The sequence below is a fragment of the Peribacillus deserti genome (genome assembly GCF_002863585.1).
GTDB lineage: Bacteria > Bacillota > Bacilli > Bacillales > DSM-1321 > Paraperibacillus > Paraperibacillus deserti_A.
The window spans coordinates 17,478-34,625 of record NZ_PGUY01000061.1 but is presented as its reverse complement, the minus strand read 5'-3'; the positions used below and the strand labels follow the sequence as shown (position 1 = coordinate 34,625).

The following is a 17,148-nucleotide window of genomic DNA, read 5'->3' as shown; positions in this document are numbered from 1 at the left end:
CATTCTATAAAATACTGAGAATACTGGAGAAAACGTGAGTTTTCACTTTGTTTATTGAGGGAGTTTAGTTGAACAAAGGTTACTAATATTCAGGGTAAAATCAGGAAACAATAATCTCTAATATTAGCCAAATAAAGGGGATTATTGATGAAAAAGATTTTATCATTTACCATATTGGCAACAGTCATTTTAAATCTTCCACCAATTTTTACTCACGCTGAAGAAAAATTAAATAAAGACCTAATGGAAATTATCAATGAGTTTGTACCACCAAACTCAATACTGGTAAGTCCTAAAGAACCTAAATCGACTAAACCATATCAGTTTTATGACTTTAACCAAGATGGACTAGAAGAGATTATTATTACTTTTGAAATAAAGGCAAAAGTACAACCAAATCCTTCACAATATGGCGTAATAGTATTAAGAAAAGAAAATGAAAGATGGGAAAAGACTTGGGAGACACAAACCCAGGGGGTAGGATTAGATTATTCAGGTGTTGCTGATATTACTGGTGATGGTATTAAAGAGTATCTCTTTGGTGTCACAGTCGGTGCTTCAGGAGGGAATAAACTAGAGATTTTTAAATGGAATAATAACTCTTTAAAGATGATAGCAGAAGTTCCGTATCATATGATGGAGCTATTAAGTAATAAGAAAGTTGGTATAGCTGTTTGGCAAAGATACATTACAGATACCTATTTTGTAGATGTTCTAAAATGGAATGGAGAAAAATTAGTTCTAGATGAAGAACTATACTCTAGTTACTATCCTGTAATTGAAAAATTTTATAAAGATAAAATATCAAAAATGGATGCGTGGTTCTATTGGTATACACTTGCGGATGCTCAAATAAAGGCAAATTTATTTGCAAAAGCTAGGGATTCTATACAGAAAGGAACTACATTAGCAAAGCAATTATCATTACCTGATGCAGTTGAAAACTTTGAAAAATTAAGTGATAAGCTGGAGAACCAACAGGTACCTTTTTTGGAACTATTAATGACGCACTCATTAAAGTATTATGAGGTTCAAAACATAAAAATTGAAAATGATTCTGGGCAACAGCGTATATTCAGTATCAACGATGGGTTTCAAGAACGTGTACTCAGAAAAGTGGTACACTGGCTTAATAACTCTAGCCGAGTGAATGGAACAACTGAGGTATCTTTAGAGAAACCATCCAATAAATTGACATTAAAAACGGTAAATGATGAAGTGATTACTATTGAACCTGCTTATAAGTGTGTACTTGAAAACAAACGCAAAACCTGTACAGCTAAAGATGGGGAATTAATCATTTCGGAGAATAGCCATAAAGTGCAAATAAAGTCCCAATCCCTATATGATTGGCTCGTAGTTGGGTGGAGAAAAGAATTGAATGGACCTACTAAAGAAGAATTGCTTGAAGAAGCATTGTTTACACGTTATTTATATATTTTGGGTCCATCTTATTCGGACTTTTTTATGTGTCCAAAAATCCAAATTGAACCCATTGATGGGGACTCAAGGAGACATCTTATTTTTGCAAGTGCTTTAAGCTATTCAGGACATCACGGTGGAGATTATGATAAACTTACTTTTTCTGTAAGGGATTCTAACCTAGAAGGGTTAAAAGTGACAAATGTAAAAATTAAGAAACATATTTCGCAAGAAGAGAGTCAAAAACAATGTCGAAAGTTCGATTAAATATAGTTTTATACGACAGAGGCGTTCCTTCAAAATGAAAACAAGTTTGAGAAGGATTGTACTTACACTATCGGTTGCTTTAGTAAAAAATGGATATCAAAATGCAATGAGCTTGGAGATACATTTTCCTTGCTCATTTTTATATGCACTTTTTTAGAATGCAGAATCTCTCAGCCTTAACTTGTCTGCCGTTTCCCATGTTCCATGAACACTTGCCAAGAAAGCATTTGTTTTTTCTTGCTTAAATCGCTTTCCATTTTCCTATTGTCGAGGAATTGAAACCACACTAAATAAAGTTGTAAATACTTCGTAGAAACACCATTAAACCGACTTATCCATTTCTTTAAACGGGAATGGTAATTATTAATATTATTGAGGTGGTAGATGCCTTTCTTTACATATTCTTTCTTACTTCCGTTTATGATGACGTGCCCCACATCGTTAGTAGATGTGTAAGATTTGTAAGAATTGTGGGCATCGGAAATAAGCACCGTATCATTCTTAAAATGCGATGTAAGGGTATCATCAATTTGCTCCATTAGAATTCTACCTGAACCGACCCGTTTTGAAAGGGTTGTTTTGTTTCGGTCTCTAGCAACTAATACACAAACTTGTTCATTGGAAATACCTCTTTTGGAAGCAGAACCACCACGTTTTCTAGGGTTTACGATTCGGAATAACTCTTCGTCCTTTATGGCTTTCTAAGAAGTATGTTTCATCTACTTCTACTAGTCCTTCAAATATACCGATACTTTCTTTTGCAAAAGCAGACAGCACTTTATGCCTCCAGTAAAAAGCGGTTAGTTCGTTAAAGTCATATAAATTGTCTCTTTTGTAATGTATATAGTCAATAGTCAGGATACTACAAAAGAGGACGTATTATTGAAAATCAACCATTAACTTTAACATAGCCTTATAAAATAGACCACACATATTAGACATATCTAAAATGTGTGGTCCTTTTAATATCAACTGTTTCACTTATCTAACCTAAATATAACATTACATCCCCTTTTTACTAAAGTAGTATTTTGTTTTTTAGGGGCGGAATTTCAGTGCTTCGGTTGTTCGCTCAGCACATCCTGAAACTCACTCGTTTCCTGCAGCACTTTCTGAGCGAAAGAGCAGGTTGCGCCCACACTCAGCTTCTCTTCCCTTGCATAATTCACTACCTTCTCAACCAATGCTTTTCCTGCTCCCTGCCCTTTCAGACTTTCGCCTACTTCTGTATGATATATTGAAATAGCTTTTGTCCCATTTTTATCCTTACCTTCAGAATCCCATTGAATAAACGCAGCTTTCTCACCGTTCTTCTCGATATAAAATTCATGTTCACCTTTTTTAATATCCAACATATTTCCATCTCCTAATGTATTCTAATTTAAAGTTTACTGCCACATTTATTCCCTTTACTAAATTAGCTGTAAACATTTTTTATGATCGCTGCTGCATTTTTAATATGATAGGAGTACGTATGGGATAAGCTAGTCTACACCCGCACGTTTGGTTACCTTATTATTGGATTAATTTCGGTTTTCATGCCGGTTACCTTTTTGGTATAAAGGCTGTCAGTTTGTTACTAATTTCTTGTTCACATGTTTTACTATTGCTGCTGGTGGCTGCTCTATAAAGAAGGGTCAGTTATTTTAGAGGACCTTGGATGTCTTACAACCTGGCAGAGCATGGCTGCCATTTATGTAGCTAAAAACACATTTTAGTGGCTAAATTAGAGGATTCGCCGCTTACATATCAAATTTATGTGTTCCGGCCTGATGATTTAGGACCTTTATAAGAGATTTCTTGCTAGAATATCAGAATTATTCGTTCCGCTGCATCGTTATGCTTACGTTCAATGACTTTATGCTTATGTTTTGAAGATTTATGCTTACGTTCAACGACTTTACGCTTATGTTTTCAACATTTATGCTTATCCCGTGAAATTCTATGCTTATGTTTCCTGCTTTATGCGTATCAAACTCCTCTTATGATTACATTCTCCGGTTTATGCGTATCAAACCCCTTTTATGCTTACATTCTAGGGTGTATTCGTATAATTTTCCTCTTAGGCCACCGTTTTTGCGTATCACACTCACACTCCCCTTATGCCTACATTCTCCGTTTTTGCGTATCACACTCCTCTGAGGCCTGCATTCTCCGTTTTTGCGTATCACACTCCTCTTATGTTTACATTTCCTGGGTTATCCTTATCATACTCCCCTCATGTCAAATCTCAGCATTCTTTCTATTTCGCAATAGAAAAAATTGTTATTAACCAAATGAAATACGGCCATTTCTGGTTGATAATGGGAAAAGGTTCAGAAGCAGAAATTTGGGGAATATAGTAATAGATAAAGTTATATAAAGAATTGGAGAGCGTGAAAAGAGATGAGAAACAAACGTAATATATCCGCTTTATTTATTATGGCATTCACCATGTTTTTATTAGGTGGATTGTCCAGTACAAAAGGGCTTATTCTAGATGAGGTTAAGAAGGATATCGGCTTGGACCTGAATGAATTCGGTCTGGTTGTTTTTATTTTTCAATGGGGATTTACAATCGCTGGTGTAGTCAGCGGGTATCTTGTAGATAAAAAAGGTCTGAAGATCATGACGATTGCCGGCACAGTGATTATGGCTGCCGGGTTAGTGGGGACAGGGTCTGCCCAGACTATTTTATTTTTCCTAGGGTTTTATTTAATTGTTGGATTTGGGCTGGGTTCTATGACTGTTGCCTCTAATGCTATTGTTCCAGCCGTTTTTCCTAATAAACAAGGAATGATGTTTAATATAACAATGGGAGTTTATGGTCTAGGTATGTTCTCTACTCCTCTCATTTTAAGATGGATGTTTTCCTCAGGTATTTCTTGGAGAGTATTCTATCTTGGTATAGCTATTTTATTAGTTGCGTTCATTATTTATATAGCGTTCACGGATGTCCCTGCCGGTAAGGCGGAGCGGGCAAGTTTATCTTCATTTAAGGAAATGTTAAAAAATATGCAGTTCATTTTCATTATGATTTTTCTAGTCTTTTATGTAGCATCAGAAGTTTCATTTTTGAACTTCTTTCCAAGCTATTTAAAAACCCTGGAACTTGGTGGGGCAACTGGCTCTGAGAAAGGCACTATAGTGGCAGCCATCTTATCAGCCTTTTCACTCTTATTCACAATAGGAAGACTTGGAGGCGGATGGATTGCCAACAAAATTGGAGAAAAAAAGACTTTGCTATTCTTTTCTCTGCTTGCTGTAGTAACTGTGACCATCAGTAAATTCTTTGCGAATGAATGGGTCTATTTATTTGCAGCAGCCGGTTTATTCTTTTCTGTTTTATTCCCTACTGCCACTGCGATCGGTACAAAGATTTCAGAAACCAGCGGTTCAGCGTTGGGCCTTGTCTATGTGGCTTCAGGCATAGGCGGAGCTTTTGCAGGCTGGCTCGTTGGTGCGGTCTCTGAAAAATTCGGACCTTCTGATGGATTTAACCTTCCAATTATCTTCCTGGCTATTTTATTGGTCATCTCCTTCTTTATCAAGGATGTACCTGACCGGGAACAGACAAAACCAGTATAACAAAAGTCCGGCCATGTGGAGCCGGACTTTTTATATTCCAGGTGAAAGCAAATCCGTATGCTCGCTTGGACCATCCAACTTTCAATTCCCCCTATATTTGCCGCTGGCTATTAACCGTCATCTTTAAAAGAAGATTGGCAAGCAGTTGCATTAAAGCTAAACTTAAACTATACGAAATACTACATTTATTTTGGTAAAAATACGGGAGATAATAATATAGGAGGTTATTTTTTGCATACTTTAAAAAAACTTACCGAACGCTTTTGGTATCTTCCACCTGTTTCCGAAACAGACCGGCCCATTTTGGGTGCAGTTGTTGGAGATACCTATACATTAATGATAGATTCCGGTAATTCAGAAGCCCATGCTGCCTACTTTTTAGAAGAGCTGCATAAACACGAAGTCCCGCTCCCACGCCTTGCTATGATAACCCACTGGCACTGGGATCATATTTTTGGCTTATCAGCTCTGAATTTCCCTTCCATCTCCTCCTATAAAACTAAGCAAGCTATAGAAAAGCTGCTTTCTTATTCTTGGAGCGATGAAGCTCTGGATGAAAGAGTAAGAACTGGACTGGAAATTGAATTTTGTGCAGACGCTATCAAAGCTGAATTTAAAGACAACCGAAACATATCCATTACAATCCCTGAAATCACTTTTATCCATCAACTGGAAATAGATCTGGGTGGCGTCACTTGCATTCTTCAGCATATTGGCGGTGACCATTCTCCAGACTCTGTGATCGTCTATATCAAAGAGGAGAAAATATTATTCCTGGGTGACTGTATTTATCCTGATATTTACTCTAAAAATCGGAAATACACGGTTGAAACCACTCTTCAATTATTAGACAAATTAGAGACCTTTGATGCAGAAACCTTCATTCTTTCCCATTCTCCCGAACCCCTTACCAAGGATGAGTTTAACCAAGAAACTCGACTTTTAAGAAGCGCCGCAGACTATACACTCGAATTCGGTGGAAACCTTGAAAAAATCCAGAAAGCATTTGGCCGTCCCCTGTCAGAAGATGAGCAGGAGACGTTAGAGTATTTCGTTAACGGATACAGTGATTAAAGGTATGGATTTAAACAAATTCCTTTACGTACTGCAAAATAAAAGATATTATAGGGGCAATTACATATACATCACACTACTAGGGGTGCCCAAGGATGGGCTGAGAGAAAAACTTCGGTTTTTTAACCCTTCGGACCTGATCTGGATGATACCAGCGTAGGAAAGTAGTAAAGGTAAAAATTTGAACGTTTTTACTTTATACTGCCCGCGAAGCCAGGTCCATGATTGGATCTGGCTTTTTTATATTTGGCTGGTTTCTCAAACTTTGTTGCTATTGAACATGAGGTTGATTGGAGCGTAAGGCATGCTCGCTTTCCGCGCCAATCGACCTGACTGAACAATAGGGTGACGCAACAAAACTTATTAAAAACAACAATCTTTTAGAAAAGAGCCTTATATTTAGAGGAGGATACTTATGGAAATTAGCAGCCAGGTAGTATTAGTGACAGGAGCAAGCAGAGGTTTAGGACGAGATACGGTAAAGGCTTTTGCTAGGGAAGGCGCGAAAGTGGTTATCAATTATTATTCCAGCAGAGAAAAGGCAGAGAAGCTAAAGGAACAGATTGGGGAAAACGCAGTGGATCTGCAAGCAGATGTCCGGGATGTTAATCAGGTGAAGGATCTATTTCGTAAAGCACATGAGTACTTTGGCAGGCCCATTACCACCATTGTCAATAATGCCCTGGTCAACTTCCGCTTTGATCCAGCTGCAAAAAAAGATGCATCACAAATTGGCTGGGAGGATTATCAGACCCAGCTTGAAGGTTCTGTAAAAGGGTCTTTAAACACCATACAGGCTGGAAATCCTAATATGAAAGAAATGGAGTTTGGAAGAATTATCAACATAGGAACCAACCTCTTTCAGAATCCAGTAGTACCTTATCACGATTATACGACAAGCAAAGCTGCCTTATTAGGAATGACAAGAAATATGGCTCAGGAATTAGGACAGTACGGGATTACGGTCAACATGGTTTCAGGAGGTCTATTGAAAGCTACTGATGCAAGTTCGGCAACCAGTCAGGAAGTGTTCCAGCTGATAGAAGCCTCTACCCCGCTTCGAAAAGTTACCCAGCCATCAGAAGTGGCAGATGCCATTTGTTTCTTCGCATCACCCTGGAGCCGCGCGGTTACGGGCCAAAACTTGGTTGTTGACGGTGGATTAGTAAAGAACTAGAACATATTGGAGGTATGGATTAAATGGAAGTGAAAAAGATTGGCAGTTTGTTAGACTCAGTACGAAATACAAATCCCCTGGTGTTCAACATAACCAATACGGTTGTAACGAATTTTACAGCAAATGGTTTATTGGCACTTGGAGCATCCCCGGTTATGTCTGATGCAGCAGACGAAGCGGCTGATATGGCAAGTATTGCAGGTGCTCTTGTTTTAAATATCGGCACTCTGCATCCCGGGCAAGTGGAAGCCATGATTCTTGCCGGAAAATCTGCGAACACTCATGGAATCCCAGTCATATTTGACCCGGTAGGTGCTGGAGCGACAGCATATAGAACCGATACAGCAAAGCGGATTTTACAAGAAGTCTCTGTATCGGTGATTCGCGGGAATGCCGCAGAAATTGCTAATGTATCAGGTGAATCATGGAGCATCAAAGGTGTGGATTCAGTTTCCACTGATAAAAACATTTCTCTTTTAGCAAAATCAGCAGCAAATAAGCTAAAAACGATTGTTGTGATAACAGGGCAAGATGATTTTGTATCGAATGGTGAAAACACGTATCTAAATAAAAATGGGCACCCCATGCTGACTAAAGTGACGGGTACTGGCTGCCTGCTGACTTCGGTAATTGGAGCTTTTTCTGCCGGTCATCAAGATCTATTTCTTCCTTCCCTTTCTGCTTTGACTACATATGGAATTGCGGCTGAACTAGCCATGAAGAAGCATTCAGTAATCGGCCCCGGAAGCTTCCTGCCCGCATTTATTGATGAACTTTATAATATCTCCCCTGCTGACATACAGCAATACAGCAAAATAGAAGAAGCTTAATTAGAAAGGATCGATAAACTATGAAAAAAGCACTGACGATTGCAGGTTCCGACAGCGGCGGCGGAGCAGGCATCCAAGCAGATCTAAAAACATTTCAAGAGCTAGAGGTTTTTGGGATGAGTGCCATTACAGCTGTGACCGCACAAAATACGTTAGGGGTCCAGGGTATCTACCCTATGACTCCTCAAGCTGTGGAAAACCAGATCCAATCGATCGGACATGACATGGGTACTGATGCAGTTAAGCTGGGGATGCTCTTCAATGCGGATATTATCCGAGTAGCAGCTGAGCAAATAAAACATTTCCACTGGAAAAACGTAATTCTAGACCCTGTAATGATCGCAAAAGGCGGTGCTTCCCTTCTTCAGCAGGAAGCTGTCACTGCCTTAAGACAGGATCTTTTTCCGTTAACAACTGTCCTTACACCGAACATTCCAGAAGCAGAAATACTTACAGGCATGACAATCCGTACTTCCGATGATAAGAAAGAGGCTGCAAAACGGCTTCTAGATACAGGAGTTAAACAAGTCGTTATCAAAGGCGGTCATGATGAGGACCCTCATAAGTCCACTGATTTATTTTATGATGGCAGCCACTTTCGACTCATACAAACTCCACGGATTTCGACCAAAAACACACATGGTACAGGATGTACATTTTCAGCAGCCATAACAGCAGAAATTGCTAAGGGCATGCCTGCTTATAGTGCTGTTGTCAAGGCAAAAGATTTTATCCAGGCTGCCATCGAGAACAGCCTGGATATCGGTGCAGGACATGGCCCTACAAATCACTGGGCATATAAAAAGAAACAGGAGCAATACTCATGAATCCTAACAAGCTAAAAGAATTGTTAAAACTCTACTTTATTATGGGAAGCAATAACTGTTTTGAGAATCCTGCACATGTTCTGACTGAAGCAATCCGTGGGGGAATCAGTCTTTTTCAATTTCGTGAAAAAGGTGAAGGCTGCCTGCTAGACGGAAATAAATATGCCCTTGCTAAAGAGCTCCAAAGAATATGCCGGGAACATGATATTCCATTTATCGTAAACGACGATATTGATTTGGCCCTTGCCATTGATGCGGATGGTGTACATATTGGCCAGGAGGATGAACATGTGTTATCAGTCAGAAAACGAATCGGAGATAAAATTTTGGGAGTTTCTGTCCATACCTGGGCAGAAGCAATGGCTGCTAAGGCAGCAGGTGCTGATTATTTCGGTTTGGGTCCCATATTCCCTACTTCTACAAAAAAAGATGCAAAGCCGGTACAAGGCTTGAGCTTCATCAGGGAGCTCCGAAATAAAGGAATACAAACCCCTATTGTAGGAATAGGCGGCATTAATCAAGAAAATGCCAGTATGGTGATGGAAGCCGGTGCAGATGGAGTTTCGGTCATTACTGCCATCAGCCATGCAGAATCCGCCTTTAAGGCAGCTGCAGAGTTATCAAAACAAACACAGGATCATGACAGATGAATATTAAATGCCAGGGTCCCCGCCTGGCATTTTTTTTGCGGTCCCTCCCCTCCTCTTTCCCAAGCAGTATCTGGCTTACATTTAACTACATTAAATAATTTTACATTATTTTCAATTTTATGAAACTTTTATGAATTTACTTCGTACATTTAGTAAGACAACGAAACAGGGGGATTGATATTTCATGGAGGTATTCGGGATACCCATAGAAACTATTTATCTATATACTCTCATTATTACAGGAGCTGTCACCCTGCTCTACCTCCTCTTTGGAGATTTTGCCCACGGGGCCGCCGAAGCCCTCGGCTGGCTGAACCCCATTCTTTTATTATCATTTATAACTTTTGTGTCCGCAGCAGGCTGCATATTGGAAAATATTACTTCATGGGACAGCTACCTCATTCTCAGTGCTGCCGCAATTATTTCATTCTTCATAACGGTTTTTCTTAATATTTTTCTTCTGATCCCGCTTTCTCGAGCCGAAGAGTCCCTTGTGTACACAGAGGAGTCGCTGAATGGACGTGTAGGAAAGGTTATCCTCACCATCCCACAGGATGGTTATGGAGAAGTAGTCTTTGACAGCTACAGCGGACTGATTGCCAAATCTGCGAGGAGCTATGATGATTCTCCCATAAAGGAAGGTTCACAAATTTTAGTGATAGATGTGGAGAAAGGTGTTTTAGTAGTAAAAGAATACGAACCACTATTTTAAGGAGGTCTACGAATGGATTTCATTTGGATTGTTGCAGCTTTAGTCGTTTTTATTCTATTAGCGATCATTGGTGTTTTTATCAAAAAATACCGTACGGCCGGTCCCGATGAAGCGCTGATTGTAACTGGCAGCTATTTAGGCGGAAAAAACGTACACACGGATGACGCAGGCAACCGGATTAAAATTATCAGGGGCGGAGGAGCATTTATTCTTCCTATTTTCCAGCAGGCTAAACCGTTAAGCCTGCTTTCCAGTAAACTAGAAGTCACAACTCCAGAGGTTTATACAGAACAAGGCGTTCCAGTCATGGCGGATGGAACGGCAATAATCAAGATCGGCGGTTCCATAGGAGAAATAGCTACAGCTGCCGAACAATTTCTTGGAAAAACAAAGGAAGACCGTGAAGGAGAAGCACGTGAAGTATTGGAAGGACATCTCCGTTCAATCCTTGGCTCCATGACAGTTGAGGAAATTTATAAAAACCGTGAAAAATTCTCCCAGGAAGTCCAGCGGGTTGCCTCGCAGGACCTCGCAAAAATGGGGCTGATCATCGTCTCGTTCACGATTAAAGATGTGCGTGATAAGAATGGCTACCTAGAATCATTAGGTAAGCCAAGGATTGCCCAGGTAAAAAGGGATGCAGATATAGCAACGGCAGAAGCCGATAAAGAGACGCGTATCAAGCGCGCTGAGGCTGATAAAAATGCAAAACGATCTGAACTGGAACGGGCTACCGAAATTGCGGAAGCTGAAAAAATAAATAAATTAAAAACAGCCGAGTACCGTCGGGAACAGGACATCGCAAAAGCCCGTGCTGACCAGGCATACGATCTGGAAACCGCGCGCGCTAAACAGGAAGTCACCGAGCAGGAAATGCAGGTCCGGATCATAGAACGGCAGAAGCAGATTGAGCTTGAAGAAAAAGAAATTCTCCGCCGTGAACGACAATACGATTCAGAAGTTAAAAAGAAAGCCGATGCCGACCGTTATTCCGTGGAGCAAGCGGCTGCTGCCAGTAAATCCAAACAAATGGCAGAAGCAGATGCAGACAAATACCGGGTTGAAGCAATGGCAAAAGCAGAGGCAGAAAGGGTCCGTGTAGATGGACTCGCAAAAGCCGATGCGGAGCGAGCAAAAGGTGAGGCAGAATCTGAAGTAATCCGTCTTAAGGGATTAGCTGAAGCAGAAGCTAAGCGAAAAATAGCTGAAGCCTTCGAACAATTCGGCCAGGCGGCAGTTCTCGACATGGTTCTCAAAATGCTTCCTCAATATGCTAAAGAAGTCGCCAGCCCCCTTGCTAATATCGATAAAATCACTGTGGTCGACACGGGCAGTGATTCATCCAGCGGAGGTGCCAACAAAATAACATCCTACGCCACGAATCTCATGTCAACCATGCAGGAATCGCTGAAAGCCTCCTCTGGGCTGGATGTCCGGGAACTCCTGGAAAACCTTTCTGGAAAAGGCAATATCCGCGCCAGCATAGACAATCTGGCTAATACCCGCTCATCTATAACTGAAGTGCCCCTTAATGAAGAAAAGTAATAAGAAAAGCGCCTCTCGCTGGGGCGCTTTTGCCATTGGTCATACTGTTACTGCAGTTGGTATGTTTGGAGACAAGAACCGAGTTCCCTAATAAAATAATCCATTTGTGCTGCTGCCAGTTTTTTATGAACTCTGGAATAGTATATAGATCAAAGGTTTCTAGTTTATTCTAGGAAAGACAGTTTCTTTCGAATGGGATGCTTTCTCTATTTCCGCACTTTGCATCCGCCGCTTCCTTGTTCCCTTTAAGGCTTTTACTAGATTTTTTCATTTAAGCACGATTTTTTGATTATATGCTCGATTATTTTCGTTTAAGCACGATTTTTTGATTATATGCTCGGCTATTTTCGTTTAAGCACGATTTTTTGTCTTCTGCTCGATTTTCTTGTCTTATGTTCGATTCTGAAATTTTATCCTTTTTGATCAGCCTGGGGCCGATAATTTGTAATTATAGAATCCCCGTTTCAACTCCGCTGCTTTGTTTCCATAAACTCACTTCGCTTTTTTGATGTAAAAAGCGTTTAATCTGACACCTATTTAGTACCTTATTAGGGAATTAAATGGTGCTTAAAAAACTGTTAATTTCTTTACGGAATAACTCTGCTTCTTCCAGGAAGGGGTAATGGTTACTCTCTTCAAAGACTTTAAGTATGGACCCCGGAATTAGTAATTGTATTTCCTCAGAAAAAGGAAGCGGGCATTGGACATCGTGCTTGCCACATAGTATAAGTGTTTTAACAGTTATTCTATGCAGTTTTTTAGTTATGTCATAAATAACTAGTTCTCTATTAAAATAATCCATTCGTGAAGCGGCCATTTTTTTACGAACTTGAGTATTAAAATATAGGTCATAGTTCTCTGGTTGATACAAGGATAAACAGTTTCTTTCGCGGGTAATGGAGCTGCGTTCTTCATTCGAAAGACCGGTAAGCTTCAGACGTTCAATTAACTCCTGCATTTTTGTATATTTTGGATGGTTCCGATGATAAATACACTTCGATGATGAATTGGAATATTCCCTCGCCGCCGTCCCTACAACTATGAGCGAATCTAAAGAGGCTGATGACCATACTCCATATAACAGACCAATCATCCCTCCCGTAGAATGGCCGGCAAAATGCCAGGAAGTAAAGCCTAGTGCTTCTCTCACCGCCTCCAGATCAAATACTGTTTCGATCATACTCAGCTGGTATGGTTCTATCACTTTCGCTGATCTTCCTGCTTCCCTTAGGTTTACCAGGAAGACCTGATTTTTTTTAGTAAACGTATCTGCAAATAAATCTCCAGTTGCATTAAATTCAGAATAGGTATGAGTCACACATAGCGGCGGCCCCTCACCTTTGAAGAAAACTTCAAAGATTCCCCTGTCTGTATCAACCATTCTCGTTTCCCAATTATTAACCATATGTATGCCTCAACCTCCTGCTCGTCTTCGTAAATAAGATATACTTTTTGGTTCCAGCTTGCCTCCTAGACTTTTCATTTTCATTGTCCCTGTTTACTTGTCAATGTATATAGAAAGCGACTACATCCTAACAACTGTACTATATCGCTCAACAACCCTTCTACTAAAATAAGAAAATCCCTAGCTTAAAGATTCTAGGGGAATTTTTATAAAATTTCTATAGAGCTTCGACCGGTGTATATGGTATGGAGATAATCAGCAGTCTGGTCTTTTAAACAACGTACTAAGGCAACCCCTATTTGCAGCTAGACGGATCCTCGGATCAACTACCCATATAGCACATCGACAATAAAAGTAATAAAAACAAAAAGTGCACTATAAAAAATTGTGGTCCCCATTATCTCCGTGTAGTCGTTCATATTAATAGAGCGTAGGAATTGTTCTCCCAAACCTGGAATACCAAATATCCTTTCAATTACTAAGGAACCAGTCATTGTATTGACTGCGAGTGGACCAATTATCGTAATAACGGGGATTAAGGCATTCCTTATAGCGTGTTTTAGGATAATGTTGTTTCCATTAATCCCTTTTGCTTTAGCAAGTAAAATATAATCAGACCCTAATACTTCCAGCAGCTCTGTTCTCATAAAACGGGAAATGCTGGCAATTACAAAACCGTAAAGGGCTATTGTCGGCATAATGGTATAGCTAAAGCCTTCCCATAAAGCAACTGGCAGCAGATGGAGCTTAACTCCAAGAATATACTGCAAAAAGCCAGCAAATACAAAAGCTGGTATCGAAATACCAAGTACCGCTAGAAAAGTAGATCCGTAATCCTAGATTGTATTATGTTTGACGGCAGCAATAATACCAAGAAGTAATCCAACTGCAGAACACAGAATCAGCGCCTGAAGCCCCAGCTGTGCGGAAGGTCCTATCCTATCAGATATCAGCAGAGAAACCGACCTGTTATCATACTGGAATGACAGACCCAGATCACCCTTTGCTAAATTTGATAGGTTCATATTGAACTGGAAGCGGATCATTTAGGCCATATTTTGCATTGATGATCGTTACCTGCTCAGGTGTCAGTCTATCCTGATTTTTCAGGCAATAATAAATAAAGTGATTAGCATATACAGTATCCGCTGCAATGTGTATCTTATCAGTTCATTGACCCCCGATGACACACGCATTATTTTAACAAATAGAAAGAGTATGTGATATACACATACTCTTTCTATTTTCATTTAACTTCCGGTCATTACTCGATATGAGCCCACTTGTAACCGAAATCTCCACCGAATGGATGTTCAACAATTCCTTTTACATATTCACGTTGAAGGAATGCAACACCTCTTTGGTACATAGGAGAGATTGCAGCATCATCCATTAGGATCTTTTCGGCATCTAATAGAGCTTTCCAGCGAGCATCAAGGTCTGAAAGAAGCGGACCTTTAGCATCAGCAACCAGCTTGTCATATTTAGGGTTAGAGTAGCCCATTTGGTTGTGAGCTCCATCTGTTACGAACATATCGATGAAAGTCATTGGATCTTGGTAGTCAGGACCCCATCCAGCGAATGAGAAGTCATAATTACCTTTAGATTCAAGATCAAGTTTTTGCTTAAATGGCTGTGGCTTAAGTGTAATGGTTAAGCCTTCTAGATTTGTTTCTAGTTGTTCCTTAATGTACTGACCAATTTTTGCGGAGCTGTCATCGTCATAGTTAAGCATTTCTAGAGTAACTTTGTCGAATCCAGCATCTTTTTTAGCTTTTGCCCAAAGCTTTTTAGCTTCTTCAACATCGTATTTAGAAAGATCTCCATTTGTTTCACGGAAGTCTTTACCGTCCGGACCTGATGTGAAGCTGCCAGGAACAAGGTAATTAGCCGGCTTAGATCCGTTGTTAAGGATTACATCGACAAATGCCTGTTTATCCCAAGCCATGTCAAAGGCTTTACGTGCATCTCTGTTTGCAAGTACTTTGTTCTTTTCATTTAATCGAAGGAAGTAAACTGCAGTATCTTCTGAAGTTCCAAAGTTTGGATCAGCCTTGTATTTATCAACAAATTCAGCAGTCAGACCGACACGGTCAGCTTTTTTCGTTTCGTAAAGGTTAACACCAGTTGCTGTGTCTTTAACAATATTGAAGTTGATTGTTTCAAGCTTTACAGCTGCACTATCCCAATATGTAGGGTTTTTCTTAAGCTGGAAGCTTTGTTCATGTTTCCATTCGCTTAAAGTGAAAGGACCATTGTAAACTGCAGTGTTTGCTTCTAGAGCATAGTTTTTACCCTGTTCTTTAACGAATTTTTCATTTTCAGGGAAGAAAGTCGCAAATGATAGTAAGGATTTAAAATAAGGAATATTGTTTTTCAAAGTGATTTCAAGTGTTTTATCATCAATTGCCTTAATTCCTAGAGTGTCAGGTTTAGCCTTGCCAGAGTTGATTTCTTCTGCACCTTTCACATCATAAAGCATGTAAGCATACTCAGCTGCTGTAGCAGGATCTACAGCACGTCTCCACGAAAAAACAAAATCTTGTGCTGTAACAGAGTCTCCATTAGACCATTTTGCATCACGAAGTTTAAAAGTGTACGTCTTTCCATCAGCACTTACTTGAGGCTCTTCAGCTGCCATACCAAGTGTCGGCTCATTTTTCTGGTCTAAGCGGTATAGACCCTCGTAAACATTGTTCATAACATTGAAAGATACAGAGTCAGTCGCAAGAGTTGAATCCATAGATGGAATCTCGGAACCTGCAATCAGGTTCAACACCTGCTCTTTAGCCTCAGCTGCCGGTTTATCACCGTCTTTTTCATCCTTTGGCGTAGTTGATGAGGTGTCTTTTCCGCTACACGCTGCAAGAAACGTGCTTAAAGCAAGTACTAAAACTAAGAGAAACGAAAACTTTTTTCTCATTCACAAATGCCCCCTTTTTGAATAATCTGAAGATTTAGTCTTTATTATATATGTATTTATAGATTAATCAATACATTTTTTACAATCTTTTTACAGAACAATTACAGAAGGCTTGTCATTAGTGGATTTTTCAATAAAAACTTTTTGGGTAAATTATCAAAACTACACGCATCCTCTGGCCTATACCAAGAACAAACTCTAGTAATAAATCAGGAGAATAGACTTACGTTTTACTCTCGACTAAACGAATAAAGCTACAAAATATAAGAGCGGAGAGTTTCTTAAACGTGGCTCCCTAAAAGAGAGTTTGAACGGAATTAGCCGGTATATCTCAATTTTACTTATCGAGGTGTGTGTCGACAGAAGAGTATGTGAACCTTTTTGAAAAAATGTTGGGAAATAACTGCGGTTCTGACTAATTGTCAACCTATTAAACTGTTATGTTTTGTAGCAGCCAAGGAATTCTCTTATAACGGCAGAAATTTTCAGCGACAATATGGATAACGGAAGATAGAACCACCCTTCAGTAATGTATTGACTATCTGGGCAAGGTCTTTAAGGGCGAAAAAGGATAAAGATTAGAAAATGAGTTCGCGTTATCTCTACTTTCTTTCTGTTATAAAGGACAAACCTACCCAAGGCAGTGAAAACACATTTAAAAAGCTGATGTAAGACAAAATCAGGTGAATGCGTTCGTGATAATGTCCTTCAACTGTGCGATGAAGGCCAAAACTTGTATCCGGCGGCCT

Annotated in this window: 12 protein-coding genes, 2 pseudogenes and 1 riboswitch; of the genes and pseudogenes, 9 read left to right on the top strand and 5 right to left on the bottom strand. The window is 39.8% G+C overall.

The window, feature by feature from the left end; all coding sequences use genetic code 11:
- Positions 1-147 precede the first annotated feature (147 nt).
- Positions 148-1,689, top strand: coding sequence for a hypothetical protein (locus CUU66_RS25040; RefSeq protein WP_257968064.1), 1,542 nt, complete (start codon positions 148-150; stop codon positions 1,687-1,689).
- Between the two features lie 153 nt (positions 1,690-1,842).
- Here the strand turns inward: CUU66_RS25040 and CUU66_RS18595 are convergent.
- Together CUU66_RS18595 and CUU66_RS18590 are read right to left on the bottom strand one after the other, a co-directional pair.
- A pseudogene (locus tag CUU66_RS18595) lies at positions 1,843-2,490 on the bottom strand (IS1595 family transposase); the annotation flags it as partial.
- Between the two features lie 251 nt (positions 2,491-2,741).
- On the bottom strand, positions 2,742-3,044 hold the full coding sequence (locus tag CUU66_RS18590) for a GNAT family N-acetyltransferase (protein WP_101644906.1): 303 nt from the start codon (positions 3,042-3,044) through the stop codon (positions 2,742-2,744).
- Positions 3,045-4,074: 1,030 nt separating this feature from the next.
- On the opposite strand from CUU66_RS18590, the gene CUU66_RS18585 reads away from it, so the two are divergent.
- The 8 genes from CUU66_RS18585 to CUU66_RS18550 all read left to right on the top strand — a co-directional run bounded on the left by CUU66_RS18585 (position 4,075) and on the right by CUU66_RS18550 (position 12,071).
- A complete protein-coding gene (locus tag CUU66_RS18585; RefSeq protein ID WP_101644905.1) occupies positions 4,075-5,256 on the top strand; it encodes an MFS transporter in 1,182 nt (393 codons plus the stop codon).
- Between the two features lie 231 nt (positions 5,257-5,487).
- A complete protein-coding gene (locus CUU66_RS18580; protein WP_101644904.1) occupies positions 5,488-6,330 on the top strand; it encodes an MBL fold metallo-hydrolase in 843 nt (280 codons plus the stop codon).
- Positions 6,331-6,401: 71 nt separating this feature from the next.
- Positions 6,402-6,510, top strand: a riboswitch (TPP riboswitch).
- 235 nt (positions 6,511-6,745) lie between these two features.
- Positions 6,746-7,507 carry a 3-oxoacyl-ACP reductase gene (locus CUU66_RS18575; RefSeq protein WP_101644903.1) on the top strand — a complete coding sequence of 254 codons (762 nt, stop codon included), beginning with the start codon at positions 6,746-6,748 and terminating at the stop codon, positions 7,505-7,507.
- Between the two features lie 23 nt (positions 7,508-7,530).
- On the top strand, positions 7,531-8,337 hold the full coding sequence (thiM, locus tag CUU66_RS18570; protein ID WP_101644902.1) for a hydroxyethylthiazole kinase: 807 nt from the start codon (positions 7,531-7,533) through the stop codon (positions 8,335-8,337).
- Positions 8,338-8,357: 20 nt separating this feature from the next.
- Positions 8,358-9,164: a bifunctional hydroxymethylpyrimidine kinase/phosphomethylpyrimidine kinase gene (gene thiD, locus CUU66_RS18565; protein ID WP_101644901.1), complete on the top strand. Its 807-nt coding sequence runs from the start codon at positions 8,358-8,360 to the stop codon at positions 9,162-9,164.
- The gene (gene thiE, locus CUU66_RS18560) at positions 9,161-9,814 is read left to right on the top strand and encodes a thiamine phosphate synthase (RefSeq protein WP_101644900.1); all 654 of its coding nucleotides are present in this window, start codon (positions 9,161-9,163) and stop codon (positions 9,812-9,814) included. The genes thiD and thiE overlap by 4 nt, the downstream gene beginning before the upstream one ends.
- A gap of 184 nt (positions 9,815-9,998) precedes the next feature.
- On the top strand, positions 9,999-10,526 hold the full coding sequence (locus CUU66_RS18555; protein ID WP_101644899.1) for an NfeD family protein: 528 nt from the start codon (positions 9,999-10,001) through the stop codon (positions 10,524-10,526).
- Between the two features lie 12 nt (positions 10,527-10,538).
- Positions 10,539-12,071: a flotillin family protein gene (locus CUU66_RS18550; RefSeq protein WP_101644898.1), complete on the top strand. Its 1,533-nt coding sequence runs from the start codon at positions 10,539-10,541 to the stop codon at positions 12,069-12,071.
- A 556-nt stretch (positions 12,072-12,627) separates the two neighbouring features.
- Here CUU66_RS18550 and CUU66_RS18545 read toward each other — a convergent pair.
- From CUU66_RS18545 to CUU66_RS18535, 3 genes and pseudogenes are all read right to left on the bottom strand, one after another.
- Positions 12,628-13,476: an alpha/beta fold hydrolase gene (locus tag CUU66_RS18545; RefSeq protein WP_101644897.1), complete on the bottom strand. Its 849-nt coding sequence runs from the start codon at positions 13,474-13,476 to the stop codon at positions 12,628-12,630.
- A gap of 255 nt (positions 13,477-13,731) precedes the next feature.
- Positions 13,732-14,672: pseudogene (locus CUU66_RS18540) on the bottom strand (ABC transporter permease).
- Between the two features lie 68 nt (positions 14,673-14,740).
- A complete protein-coding gene (locus CUU66_RS18535) occupies positions 14,741-16,399 on the bottom strand; it encodes a peptide ABC transporter substrate-binding protein (protein WP_101644896.1) in 1,659 nt (552 codons plus the stop codon).
- Between the last annotated feature and the right edge of the window lie 749 nt (positions 16,400-17,148).